A 12,923-nucleotide genomic window follows, 5' to 3' on the forward strand; every position below is an offset into this window, starting at 1 on the left:
GATGAAGACATTTGAATTCTTTTGGAACTATTTTAAAGTTTATAAGATATCCTTTATCGTTGTCATTGCTATGATTATCATTGCAACGATTGCACAAGCCCTCTTTCCAGTATTTGCAGGTCAAACAGTCACAGAACTGGCTAATTTGGTTATAGCTTATCAAAATGGAAATCCTGATATGGTTTGGCAAAGTCTATTAGGACTCCTAATCAATCTTGCTTATATTTTGATTGTGCTAGTGGTGTCGAGTCTTATCTATATGGTTTTGATGAGCCGTATTATTGCCGAATCGACAAATGAGATGCGTAAGGGACTTTTTGGCAAGCTTTCGCGCTTGACCGTTTCCTTCTTTGACCGCCATCAAGATGGTGATATCCTGTCACGTTTTACCAGTGATTTGGATAACATCCTCCAAGCTTTTAACGAAAGTCTGGTGTCTGTTATGACCAATATTGCCCTTTATATTGGTTTGTTGATTGTTATGTTCGCAAAAAATGTGACCTTGGCTTTGATTACGGTTGCTAGCACTCCGATAGCTGTCATCATGTTGATTGTCATTTTGAAATTGGCAAGAAAATATACCAATCTTCAGCAAAAAGAGGTTGGAAAGCTTAACGCCTACATGGATGAGAGTATTTCAGGTCAAAAAGCCGTTATTGTTCAAGGCATTCAAGAAGATGTGATCGCAGGTTTCGTTGAGCAAAACGAGCGTGTCCGTAAAGCAACCTTTAAGGGAAGACTATTTTCAGGAATTCTCTTTCCTGTCATGAACGGAATGAGCTTGGTCAATACAGCTATTGTTATTTTTGTCGGTTCAGCTGTCTTACTGAATGATCAGAATATCGAGACAGCGACAGCTCTGGGTTTGATTGTCATGTTTACCCAGTTTTCTCAGCAATATTACCAACCTATTATCCAATTAGCGGCGAGCTGGGGAAGTTTGCAACTGGCCTTTACAGGTGCAGAACGTATCCAAGAAATGTTTGATGCAGAAGAAGAAATTCGTCCTCAAAATGCTCCAGTTTTTAACGAATTAAAAGAAGGTGTGGAGATTCGTAACGTGGACTTCTCCTACCTGCCAGGGAAACCGATTCTAAAAGATGTTAGCATTTCAGCTCCAAAAGGGAAAATGATTGCGGTTGTTGGTCCGACAGGTTCGGGGAAAACGACCATCATGAACTTAATCAATCGTTTTTATGATGTGGATGCAGGTGGTATCAGCTTTGATGGAACAGATATTCGCGAGTTTGATTTGGATAGCTTGCGAAGCAAGGTGGGAATTGTCTTACAGGATTCAGTTTTATTTAGCGGAACCATCCGAGACAATATTCGCTTTGGTGTCCCTGATGCTAGTCAAGAAATGGTAGAAGCGGCAGCTAAGGCTACGCATATCCATGAATATATCGAAAGTCTACCAGATAAGTACGATACTTTGATTAATGATGACCAGAGCGTCTTCTCAACAGGTCAGAAGCAGTTGATTTCTATTGCTCGTACCTTGATGACAGATCCACAGGTCTTAATCTTGGATGAGGCAACATCAAACGTGGATACTGTAACAGAAAGCAAGATTCAAAATGCCATGGAAGCTATTGTGGCAGGAAGAACTAGTTTTGTGATTGCCCATCGCTTGAAAACCATTCTCAATGCCGATCAGATCATTGTCCTTAAGGATGGTGAGGTTATCGAACAAGGAAATCACCATGAATTGCTCAAGCTTGGAGGCTTTTACTCCGAACTGTACCATAATCAATTTGTCTTTGAATAATACTCTTTGAACATCTCTTCAAACCACGTCAGCGTCCCCTTGCCGTATATGTGTTACTGACTTCGTCAGTTCTATCCACAACCTCAAAACTGTGTTTTGAGCAACCTGCGGCTAGCTTCCTAGTTTGCTCTTTGATTTTCATTGAGTATAAGCAAAAAAGTTGTCCTAATTTTGGGCAACTTTTTCTGATAAAAAAATTTTATCACGGACTTAAAAAATACATATTAGACAGGAGTGGGCAAGGATGATAAGATAAGATTATCAATGGAAAAGGAAAGGAAATCAGTGATGGCAAGAACAGTTGTTGGAGTAGCGGCAAACCTATGTCCTGTGGACGCAGAAGGAAAAAATATTCATTCATCAGTCTCTTGTAAATTTGCTGAGAGTATTCGTCAGGTTGGCGGACTTCCTTTGGTCATTCCGGTTGGTGATGAGTCGGTGGTCCATGACTATGTAGAAATGATTGATAAACTCATCTTGACTGGGGGACAAAATGTTCATCCTCAGTTTTATGGTGAGGAAAAAACAATTGATAGCGACGACTATAACCTAACTCGCGACGAGTTTGAGCTAGCTCTTCTACAAGAAGCCTTGCGTCAGAACAAGCCAATCTTAGCCATTTGCCGTGGTGTTCAGCTTGTCAACGTTGCCTTTGGAGGGACACTCAATCAGGATATTGAAGGTCATTGGCAAGGTCTACCTTTTGGGACTTCACATTCTATTGAGACAGTGGATGGCAGTGTAGTGTCTAAATTATTTGGTAAAGAAAGTCAGGTTAATTCAGTGCATCGTCAGAGCATTAAAGATCTGGCACCCAATTTCCGTGTGACGGCTGTGGATCCACGTGATCAAACTGTTGAAGCAATCGAATCTATCGATGAACACCGTATTATTGGTCTCCAGTGGCATCCAGAATTCTTGGTCAATGAAGAAGATGGCAACTTAGAATTATTTGAGTATTTATTGAATGAACTATAACGACTAGAATCCTAGTCGTTTTATTATTCGTAGGGTTTGATGCCTCAAGTTTTTAAATTTTGTAAGATTCTATGCAAACGTTTGAATTGTGATAAAAATTGGAAATTTTTAGTATAAAAACTTGAAAAAATTGTTAGTAAGCGTTATGATAGAAAAGAAGAAATTTTGGAGGAATACTATGTCACATATTAAATTTGATTATTCAAAAGTATTAGACAAATTTGTTGCATCACATGAAGTGGAATACATGCAAGCACAAGTTACAGCAGCAGACGAATTGATCCGTAAAGGAACTGGTGCTGGTAGCGACTTCTTGGGTTGGTTGGACCTTCCTGAAAACTATGACCGCGAAGAATTTGACCGCATCTTGAAAGCTGCTGAACAAATCAAATCAGACAGCGATGTTTTGGTGGTTATCGGTATCGGTGGATCATACCTTGGAGCAAAAGCTGCCATTGACTTCTTGAACCACCACTTTGCAAACTTGCAAACAAAAGAAGAACGTAAAGCACCACAAATCCTATACGCTGGGAACTCAATCTCATCTACTTACCTTGCTGACTTGGTAGAGTACGTTTCAGATAAAGATTTCTCAGTAAACGTGATTTCTAAATCAGGTACAACAACTGAACCAGCGATTGCTTTCCGTGTCTTCAAAGAACTTTTGGTTAAGAAATACGGACAAGAAGAAGCTAACAAACGTATCTACGCAACAACTGACCGCCAAAAAGGTGCTGTTAAGGTTGAAGCAGATGCTAACGGTTGGGAAACATTTGTTGTTCCAGATGATATCGGTGGACGCTTCTCAGTATTGACAGCAGTGGGATTGCTTCCAATCGCTGCGTCAGGTGCAGACATCAAAGCCCTTATGGAAGGTGCTAACGCAGCTCGTAAAGACTATACTTCAGATAAAATCTCTGAAAACGAAGCTTACCAATACGCAGCAGTTCGTAACATCCTTTACCGTAAAGGATATGCAACTGAAATCTTGGTAAACTACGAGCCATCACTTCAATACTTCTCAGAATGGTGGAAACAATTGGCTGGTGAGTCAGAAGGGAAAGACCAAAAAGGTATTTACCCAACTTCAGCTAACTTCTCAACAGACTTGCACTCATTGGGTCAATTTATCCAAGAAGGAACTCGTATCATGTTTGAAACAGTTGTCCGTGTTGACAAACCTCGTAAGAACGTGATCATCCCTACTTTGGAAGAAGACCTTGACGGACTTGGCTACCTTCAAGGAAAAGATGTTGACTTTGTAAACAAAAAAGCAACTGACGGTGTTCTTCTTGCCCACACTGACGGTGACGTACCAAACATGTACGTGACTCTTCCTGAGCAAGATGCCTTCACTCTTGGTTACACAATCTACTTCTTCGAATTGGCTATCGCCCTTTCAGGTTACTTGAATGCCATCAACCCATTTGACCAACCAGGTGTTGAAGCCTACAAACGTAACATGTTTGCCCTTCTTGGTAAACCAGGATTTGAAGAATTGAGCAAAGAACTAAACGCTCGTCTATAATTGACTAAAAAGAGTGGTTTTACCACTCTTTTTGTTTTTTCTCGAAAAGAGAAATTGGACTCTGGCGAGACTTGTGATATAATATAGAGAGCGAAAAGGCAGATGCCTAGAGACTTTATAGGAGAAGATATGTCAAAAGATATTCGTGTGCGTTATGCACCAAGTCCAACAGGACTATTACACATCGGTAATGCCCGTACAGCATTGTTTAACTACTTGTATGCACGCCACCATGGTGGAACTTTTATCATCCGTATCGAAGATACGGACCGCAAACGTCATGTCGAAGACGGAGAACGTTCACAGCTTGAAAACCTTCGTTGGTTGGGCATGGACTGGGATGAAAGTCCTGAGACGCATGAAAACTACCGCCAGTCTGAGCGTTTGGAACTCTATCAAAAATATATCGACCAACTCTTAGCTGAAGGAAAAGCCTACAAATCTTATGTGACAGAAGAAGAATTAGCAGCAGAACGTGAACGCCAAGAAGCCGCAGGTGAAACACCTCGTTACATCAACGAATACCTTGGTATGAGCCAAGAAGAAAAAGCAGTTTACGTTGCAGAACGTGAAGCCGCAGGTGTTATCCCAACTGTGCGTTTAGCAGTCAATGAGTCAGGTATCTACAAGTGGCATGATATGGTTAAAGGTGATATCGAATTTGAAGGTGGCAATATCGGTGGTGACTGGGTTATCCAAAAGAAAGATGGCTACCCAACATACAACTTTGCCGTTGTAATCGATGACCACGATATGCAAATCTCTCATGTCATTCGTGGAGATGACCACATTGCCAATACACCAAAACAGCTCATGGTCTATGAAGCACTTGGTTGGGAAGCACCTGAGTTTGGTCACATGACACTTATCATCAATTCTGAAACTGGTAAGAAGTTATCTAAACGGGATACTAACACCCTTCAATTTATCGAAGATTACCGTAAGAAAGGTTACCTTCCAGAAGCAGTCTTTAACTTCATCGCTCTTCTTGGATGGAATCCTGGTGGGGAAGATGAAATCTTCTCTCGTCAAGAACTCATTAACCTCTTTGATGAAAACCGTCTCAGCAAGTCTCCAGCAGCCTTCGACCAGAAGAAAATGGACTGGATGAGCAATGAGTACATTAAGAATGCGGATCTTGAGACTATCTTTGAAATGGCAAAACCATTCCTTGAAGAAGCAGGACGTTTGACAGACAAGGCTGAGAAATTGGTGGAGCTCTACAAACCACAAATGAAGTCAGTGGATGAAATCGTACCATTGACGGACCTTTTCTTCTCAGACTTCCCAGAATTGACAGAAGCTGAGCGAGAAGTCATGGCTGGTGAAACGGTTCCGACTGTACTTGAAGCCTTTAAAGCCAAACTCGAAGCCATGTCAGACGATGAGTTTGTGGTAGAAAATATCTTCCCACAAATCAAGGCGGTTCAAAAGGAAACTGGTATCAAAGGGAAAAATCTCTTCATGCCAATCCGTATCGCCGTTTCAGGTGAAATGCATGGTCCTGAATTGCCAGATACCATCTACTTGCTTGGACGTGAAAAATCAATCCAACACATCGAAAAAATGTTGGCAGAAATTGCAAAATAGCATACAAAAAGAGCTTAAATATTGAGCTCTTTTTATATGCATACTTATTTGAAAATGCAAAGATTTTAGTGTATAATATGAATTGACAGGGTAAGGAAATAAGTTAGTGAGATGGTATTTTTACAACTAGACTCGGCTTAGTCTAACATTATTCCTAATGTTGGTCAGTCTACTTATTTTTTCTTTGCGTTTTGCTGAATAGAAGTAGAAATTCTTTTGTTCATGCAGTTACCATCCCTTACAATGACTTTGTTTTCGATCGCCAGAGTTTCTCTACAAAGATTTTGGTCCAATTTGTCCAGCTTTTTAGAGAAGTATATCTACTCTTTCTTCTCCAAAAATAGAAAGAAATCGACTTTGCTCTGTTACCTTGCGTTAAGCAAGGTTTTTTTGTGGAATAGTACTGGGAAATTTACGATTTCGTTTTGGAGTGGTATAATATTAACTATCCTGATGAATAGAGGAACTCGAATGAAAGAATTTAACAAATCAATAAAATTAGAGCATGTGGCTTATGATATCCGTGGTCCAGTTTTGGAAGAGGCTATGCGCATGCGCGCAAATGGAGAAAAAATTCTTCGTTTGAATACAGGGAACCCAGCTGAGTTTGGCTTTACAGCTCCAGATGAGGTTATCCACGACTTGATTATGAATGCCCGTGATAGTGAAGGCTATTCAGATTCAAAAGGTATCTTTTCAGCTCGTAAGGCCATCATGCAGTATTGCCAACTAAAGAAATTTCCCAATGTGGATATTGATGATATCTACCTTGGAAATGGGGTTAGTGAGCTAATCGTTATGTCTATGCAAGGTCTCTTGGACAATGGCGATGAAGTCTTGGTTCCTATGCCTGACTATCCTCTTTGGACTGCTGCAGTTAGCTTGGCTGGGGGAAATGCCGTTCACTACGTCTGTGATGAAGAAGCTGAATGGTATCCAGACCTAGATGACATTAAGTCTAAGATTAGTTCAAATACTAAGGCTATTGTTTTGATCAATCCGAATAACCCAACGGGGGCTCTCTATCCTAAAGAACTCTTACTAGATATCATCGAGATTGCTCGTCAAAATGACTTGATTATCTTTGCGGATGAAATATACGACCGTATGGTTATGGATGGCAATGTCCATACACCCGTAGCAAGTTTGGCTCCAGACCTTTTCTGTGTCAGCATGAATGGTCTGTCTAAATCTCACCGTATCGCTGGTTTCCGTGTAGGTTGGATGGTCTTGTCTGGACCTAAACATCACGTAAAAGGCTACATTGAAGGTCTCAACATGCTTTCAAACATGCGACTTTGTTCGAATGTGCTTGCTCAACAGGTTGTTCAAACTTCACTAGGTGGTCACCAGTCAGTGGATGAGTTGCTTCTTCCTGGTGGTCGTATCTATGAACAAAGAAACTTTATTTATAATGCTATTCAAGATATCCCTGGCTTATCAGCTGTTAAGCCAAAAGCAGGTCTTTATATCTTCCCTAAAATCGACCGCAATATGTACCGTATCGATGACGATGAACAATTTGTCCTTAATTTTTTGAAACAAGAAAAAGTGCTTTTGGTACATGGACGTGGCTTCAACTGGAAAGAACCAGATCACTTCCGTATCGTTTATCTACCGCGTGTCGATGAGTTAGCCCAAATCCAAGAAAAGATGACTCGCTTCTTGAAGCAGTATCGTAGATAAGGCTTTCATAGCAAAAAAGCTGGAAACATTTGTCAGAGCTATTGACAAATACGTAAGAATCAGATAGAATAGTAAAGTATGTTTAGTAACTGATCACTTTATAGCCGGCTAAACGAATACAAAATCTATGAGGAGGTATTCATCGTGAAACGTACTTATCAACCAAGTAAACTTCGTCGTGCGCGCAAACACGGATTCCGTAACCGTATGTCAACTAAAAACGGTCGTCGCGTATTGGCAGCTCGTCGTCGTAAAGGACGCAAAGTTTTGGCTGCATAATCCAAACAAATGAAACAAAGAAGTCAGTAGGAACTCGAGCCTACTGATTTTTCTGTTTATCTAAAAGAGAGAAACTTCTATGGCAAGTGATGTAATCTGAAAACTGTAGAAGATGCATTGGAAAGATAATCATAGAAAAAGCTCAAAATCAGGAGGTGATTTCTCTGATTTTGAGCTTTTCTTTATTCTTTCAAATGATAAGAGTAGCTAGCCACGACGACCTCTTCGTGCCATCTGAGAGCATATTTTAATTTAAGGCTCATTTGATTGTGGAGGATATTTTGCCAAGGTTTGTTAGGGATAAATTGGGGTACTAGAACTGTAACCGTGTAGTTCTTTTTCTTGGCTTCTTGAGAAATCTTTCGTACATATCGAACTGTAGGTGTGATAATATCGCGATAGCTGGTATTAATGTTTTTAAGAGTAATATTTGGGAAGTAATCGGCAAATTCTTGGAGGATTTCTTGGTCTTTTTCCTCAGTTTCCTTAGTGGAAATGTGCATGGCCAAAACTTCATCTCCAATGCTTTGAGCGTAGTTAATAGCACCAACGCTGACTCGGGTAACATTTCCCACTAAGACAAGGACGACATTGCCGTCGTAGGTTTTCTTTTGAATTCCTTCATAAAGTCGAAGTTGTTTGGCCACTTTTTGGTAATGACTGTGGATGGACAAAAAGAGGAAGGTTAGGACCAGGATAATTGGGAAGAATGGCCAGATATCTCCAAGCCTGAAGAGGAGTAGAATAAGGACGATGGCGTAACAAATGATGGCACCGAGGATATTTGCAAAGGCAGATTTTAAGAAATGAGAGCCTTTTTCTTTTTTCCAGTGGCGAATCATCCCTGTTTGAGAAAGGGCAAAAGGAACAAAAACTCCGATAGTGTAGAGAGGAATCAAGCGTTCTGTATTTCCGTTGAAAATAAGCAGAAGGATTATAGCACCAAAAGCTAAGGTTAAAATACCGTTTGAATAACCCAGGCGGTCTCCCTTTTCCATAAAGAGATGGGGCATGTACTTGTTTTTGGCCATATTGTAAGCTAACATCGGAAAGGCAGAAAAACCAGTATTTGCAGCAACGGCTAGGATTAGGGCAGTTGAGAATTGGAAGAGATAATAAACGATCTGACCGAGAGCTGAACCCCCTAAAATCCCTTTAGCCATTTGTGAAAGGATTGTTTCTCCGTGTTGAGGGGTAATTCCCATCCAGTAGTTTAAGAAGGTAATCCCTGCAAATAGAAATCCAAGAATCAGAGACATGATGGTCAGTGTCTGGGCAGCGTTCTTCTCTTTGGGAGTTTTGAAAAATGGAACGGCATTTGAGATAGCTTCAACTCCAGTTAGTGAGGCCGAACCGCTGGTAAAGGCTCTTAAAATTAGGACAATTGACAGACTTGGGACAGTTTGACCAATTGCAGAAGTTGCATGATAGCTGAGAGAACCTGTCAACAGTTGGAAGATACCAAACAATAAGAGGAAGACCGTACTAAAGATAAAGAGATAGACTGGGATCATCAGAGAGCTTGCGGATTCCCTCAAACCTCGTAGATTTAAAAGCATGAGCAAACATACTAGAAAAATGGAGATGTGGAGGTTGTAAGGATGGAGGGCAGGAAGTGCAGCAGTGATAGCATCAGCACCTGCTGCCACTGATACGGCTACTGTTAACATGTAGTCAACAAGTAGACTTCCCCCAGCAATCAAACCTAACTCAGGGGAGAGGTTTTCTCGAGTAACCATATAGGCACCTCCACCTTGAGGGTAGGCATGGATGATTTGTCTATAAGAAATGGTCAGGCTAGCTAATAGTAAGAGGACAAAAATGCCGATAGGAAGACTCCACCAGATAGCAAGTGGAGAAAGGCTGGCCAAGACGAGAACGACCTGCTCGGGTCCATAAGCGATAGAAGATAGGGCATCGCTTGAGAGCATTGCGAGTGCCTGCGTTTTTCCAAGAAGTCCTCCTTCACCTTCTGTTAAGGATTTAAGGGGACGACCAATAAAGGTATATTTTAGTTTTGTAAACATTTTCTTTCCTTTTCTGAAAATTTCAACAAGAGTTATTATACTGCTATGAAAAAAAGTCGTCAAGAAAAAATGAATGATTTCAAAATATTTTTTCCTATAAGGATGAGACTAGTTTTTTTGGTATAATAGAAGGTAGAAAAAACGAGGAAATATAAATGATTTTTGATACTCATACCCACTTGAATGTGGAAGAATTTTTGGGACGCGAAGAAGAAGAACTTGCCTTAGCGGCTGAAATGGGTGTAACTCGGATGAATATTGTTGGCTTTGACAAGCCGACCATTGAGCGTGCTTTGGAGTTGGTGGAAGAATATGACCAACTCTATGCGACGATTGGTTGGCATCCGACAGAGGCAGGTACCTATACAGAGGATGTTGAGAATTACTTGCTAGAAAAACTAAAACATCCAAAAGTTGTAGCCTTGGGCGAGATTGGTTTGGACTACCACTGGATGACGGCATCTAAGGAAGTTCAAGAAAAGGTTTTTCGTCGTCAGATTCGGCTATCTAAGGAACTGGATTTACCTTTTGTAGTTCACACCCGTGATGCGCTAGAAGACACCTATGAAATTATTAAGAGTGAGGGAGTTGGTCCACGTGGCGGGATTATGCACTCCTTCTCAGGTTCTTTGGATTGGGCAGAGAAGTTCGTGGAGCTTGGGATGACTATTTCCTTTTCTGGAGTAGTGACTTTCAAGAAGGCGACAGATATTCAGGAAGCAGCCAAAGAGTTGCCTTTGGATAAGATTTTGGTAGAAACGGATGCACCTTATTTAGCCCCAGTACCCAAGCGCGGTCGTGAAAACAAGACAGCTTACACGCGCTATGTAGTAGACTTTATTGCAGACTTGCGTGGTATGACGACAGAAGAATTGGCAGAAGTGACAAGTGCCAATGCTGAAGGCATCTTTGGATTGGAACGTAAATCATGAAAGAGAAAATTTCCCAAGTCATCGTGGTAGAAGGACGTGACGATACGGCTAATTTAAAACGCTACTTTGATGTGGAGACCTATGAGACTCGTGGATCTGCGATCAATGAACAAGATCTTGAACGAATCCAACGTCTACACCAACGTTATGGGGTGATTGTCTTTACGGATCCTGATTTTAACGGGGAACGCATTCGTCGGATGATTATGACGGCCATTCCGACAGTTCAGCACGCCTTTCTCAAACGTGATGAGGCAGTGCCAAAATCTAAGACCAAGGGACGTTCTCTAGGAATTGAGCATGCTAGCTACGAAGACTTGAAGATAGCACTAGAACAAGTAACTGAACAGTTTAAAGTAGAAAGTGACTTTGATATTAGTCGTAGCGACTTGATTCGTCTTGGTTTTCTAGCCGGAGCAGATAGCCGAAAACGCAGAGAATATCTTGGAGAAAGTCTTCGTATCGGTTATTCCAATGGGAAACAACTCCTTAAACGTTTAGAGTTATTTGGGATAAGTCTAGCTGAAGTTGAAGAAGCCATGAAATCATATGAGAATTGAGAAACTCCCCCAAAATGTGGAGGGAATATGATACAATAGAAGTAATCATATACGGTTTAATCAGGCTTGGTAGCAAGCATTAGAAAAGTGACTCCATAGGAATTGAGCTAAGTGGAGATGATGAGGAAAAGTTATGGGAATCTTTGATTTTTTAAAAAAGACAGAAGCAACAAAACCAACTGAATCCAATAAGGAAGCAGAAGAGGCGAAAGGCAATGCTTGCGTGGGTGTTCTAGATTTGTTCCCGATGAAGGAAACGAACCAATTATTGATTGTTGGGAGTCTAGAAGGTAGTATCAAGGTTGGAGATCAGTTGCAGTTTTGCAATCCCGACCAAGGAATGGAAAGTCTTGGTACTGTAGAGGTTAAAAAACTCAGCAGTCAAAACAAAGATGCAGATAGTCTAACTGATGAAGTTCTTGCCCATCTAGTGGTTGATAGGATTCCTTCTTTGGATAAACTGAAAAAAGGAAGTGTGCTCTTTAGTTCAGGTATTGAGGAAGAGCAAAAATTATCTAGCTATTCAGATTCTCTTTATCGTGCTTTTGTAGCCATCCAAGAGGGCCAGTTAACAAATGAAGACTATTTGGCAGCTACCCTTGATGACAGCGTAGAGATTTTACGTCTCTTTTTATGGAAATGCCGTCAAAATCAGGAAACTGAAAGTGAAGAAAGCTATCAATCCAACACTCGCAAGTTGGAACGTCTAGCGGAAATCGTCAAGGACAAGTTATTAGCAGCAGATTCAATTTATGCTGTTTATTCGGAAAAAACAGGAGAACCCTATCTTTTCTCAACGACCTATGACAGAGGAGAAGAAGGGTATCTCTGCACTGATCCCATGATCATGCTTTTGACACCATCTTGGTATCGCCAATTCAAGGAAACCATTGACAGCCGACCAAATTCAGTCGTAAAACTAATTGAAAATACAGAAGATAAAAAAGGGATTGAGAATTTTCTTGGGACAGCCTTTTATTTAAACGGTGCTTTAGGTGCTTTCTTTAATAGTAAGGAAGTAAGTATCAGTGCTTCAGCCTTAGTCCAAAAACCAGATTTTTCTGATTTACCAGAAATACAAGTGCCTGTCATGAATCCCGATCTGGTAAGGTGGATGCTCTTGATGGGGCAGATGGACCAACCGACTACAGAAGAGCAAGAACTAGTTTATGGACTTTACTACAAGTTCTTCTCTATGGCTATGCCTAAAGCAAAATTCTTGCTTCCATTAGATGCAGCATCGGAATTTAAGGGAGAGAGTCAGGAAGGGAACTCCTTTGTCTTGGAAAAAGATTCCAGTTTTAACATTCCAGTCAAAGAAGGAAAAAATGGTAGAAATTCTGTTCCAGTATTTACTGATTGGAAACGTCTGAGAATGGTCTTTGACGAAAAGTGGAATGGCATGATAGAAGAAGCAGGAGGCATGATTGAAGTTTTTGACTATGCCATTAACCCAACGGAATACCATGAAGCGGGTGCCTATGTTAGCCTAACAGCTTTTAGAGACATGCAAAAGCTTAGTGAGGAACAAGAAGGAAGAGCTCAAGATTAGAAAACCTTTCAATATTAGAAAAG

At 40.8% G+C, this 12,923-nt stretch carries 10 protein-coding genes; 9 read left to right on the forward strand and 1 reads right to left on the reverse strand.

The features are described 5' to 3' along the window. The first annotated feature begins 1 nt into the window (after position 1). The 6 genes from AB8E63_RS00130 to rpmH all read left to right on the forward strand — a co-directional run bounded on the left by AB8E63_RS00130 (position 2) and on the right by rpmH (position 7,829). Complete coding sequence (locus AB8E63_RS00130) at positions 2–1,768, forward strand: ABC transporter ATP-binding protein (protein ID WP_368909419.1); 1,767 nt, start codon at positions 2–4, stop codon at positions 1,766–1,768. A gap of 288 nt (positions 1,769–2,056) precedes the next feature. Then, positions 2,057–2,746, forward strand: coding sequence for a gamma-glutamyl-gamma-aminobutyrate hydrolase family protein (locus AB8E63_RS00135; RefSeq protein WP_004251575.1), 690 nt, complete (start codon positions 2,057–2,059; stop codon positions 2,744–2,746). A 178-nt stretch (positions 2,747–2,924) separates the two neighbouring features. Beyond that, positions 2,925–4,274: a glucose-6-phosphate isomerase gene (locus AB8E63_RS00140; protein WP_368909421.1), complete on the forward strand. Its 1,350-nt coding sequence runs from the start codon at positions 2,925–2,927 to the stop codon at positions 4,272–4,274. Between the two features lie 129 nt (positions 4,275–4,403). After that, entirely contained in the window at positions 4,404–5,864 is a 1,461-nt protein-coding gene (gene gltX, locus AB8E63_RS00145) for a glutamate--tRNA ligase (protein ID WP_368909422.1), read from the forward strand. Positions 5,865–6,335: 471 nt separating this feature from the next. Beyond that, entirely contained in the window at positions 6,336–7,550 is a 1,215-nt protein-coding gene (locus AB8E63_RS00150) for a pyridoxal phosphate-dependent aminotransferase (RefSeq protein ID WP_004251584.1), read from the forward strand. 144 nt (positions 7,551–7,694) lie between these two features. Beyond that, positions 7,695–7,829, forward strand: a complete 135-nt coding sequence (gene rpmH, locus AB8E63_RS00155) for a 50S ribosomal protein L34 (protein ID WP_000831905.1) — start codon at positions 7,695–7,697, stop codon at positions 7,827–7,829. 182 nt (positions 7,830–8,011) lie between these two features. Here rpmH and AB8E63_RS00160 read toward each other — a convergent pair whose 3' ends face one another. Beyond that, a complete protein-coding gene (locus AB8E63_RS00160; protein WP_368909424.1) occupies positions 8,012–9,856 on the reverse strand; it encodes an APC family permease in 1,845 nt (614 codons plus the stop codon). Between the two features lie 155 nt (positions 9,857–10,011). Here AB8E63_RS00160 and AB8E63_RS00165 point away from each other — a divergent pair, with 155 nt between their 5' ends. The 3 genes from AB8E63_RS00165 to AB8E63_RS00175 all read left to right on the forward strand — a co-directional run bounded on the left by AB8E63_RS00165 (position 10,012) and on the right by AB8E63_RS00175 (position 12,900). Continuing rightward, entirely contained in the window at positions 10,012–10,788 is a 777-nt protein-coding gene (locus AB8E63_RS00165; protein ID WP_368909425.1) for a TatD family hydrolase, read from the forward strand. After that, positions 10,785–11,348 carry a ribonuclease M5 gene (rnmV, locus tag AB8E63_RS00170; protein ID WP_368909426.1) on the forward strand — a complete coding sequence of 188 codons (564 nt, stop codon included), beginning with the start codon at positions 10,785–10,787 and terminating at the stop codon, positions 11,346–11,348. The genes AB8E63_RS00165 and rnmV overlap by 4 nt, the downstream gene beginning before the upstream one ends. Before the next feature lie 133 nt (positions 11,349–11,481). Further along, complete coding sequence (locus AB8E63_RS00175) at positions 11,482–12,900, forward strand: SseB family protein (RefSeq protein ID WP_368909427.1); 1,419 nt, start codon at positions 11,482–11,484, stop codon at positions 12,898–12,900. The last annotated feature ends 23 nt before the right edge of the window (positions 12,901–12,923 follow it).

It is taken from the genome of Streptococcus sp. oral taxon 061 (genome assembly GCF_964211575.1).
Lineage (GTDB): Bacteria > Bacillota > Bacilli > Lactobacillales > Streptococcaceae > Streptococcus.

Excerpts from the sequence above, each read along its gene's own strand:
- AB8E63_RS00130 (WP_368909419.1), top strand. The coding sequence starts at position 2 with ATGAAGACATTTGAATTCTTTTGGAACTATTTTAAAGTTTATAAGATA.
- AB8E63_RS00135 (WP_004251575.1), top strand. The coding sequence starts at position 2,057 with ATGGCAAGAACAGTTGTTGGAGTAGCGGCAAACCTATGTCCTGTGGAC.
- AB8E63_RS00140 (WP_368909421.1), top strand. The coding sequence starts at position 2,925 with ATGTCACATATTAAATTTGATTATTCAAAAGTATTAGACAAATTTGTT.
- gltX (WP_368909422.1), top strand. The coding sequence starts at position 4,404 with ATGTCAAAAGATATTCGTGTGCGTTATGCACCAAGTCCAACAGGACTA.
- AB8E63_RS00150 (WP_004251584.1), top strand. The coding sequence starts at position 6,336 with ATGAAAGAATTTAACAAATCAATAAAATTAGAGCATGTGGCTTATGAT.
- AB8E63_RS00160 (WP_368909424.1), bottom strand. The coding sequence starts at position 9,856 with ATGTTTACAAAACTAAAATATACCTTTATTGGTCGTCCCCTTAAATCC.
- AB8E63_RS00165 (WP_368909425.1), top strand. The coding sequence starts at position 10,012 with ATGATTTTTGATACTCATACCCACTTGAATGTGGAAGAATTTTTGGGA.
- rnmV (WP_368909426.1), top strand. The coding sequence starts at position 10,785 with ATGAAAGAGAAAATTTCCCAAGTCATCGTGGTAGAAGGACGTGACGAT.
- AB8E63_RS00175 (WP_368909427.1), top strand. The coding sequence starts at position 11,482 with ATGGGAATCTTTGATTTTTTAAAAAAGACAGAAGCAACAAAACCAACT.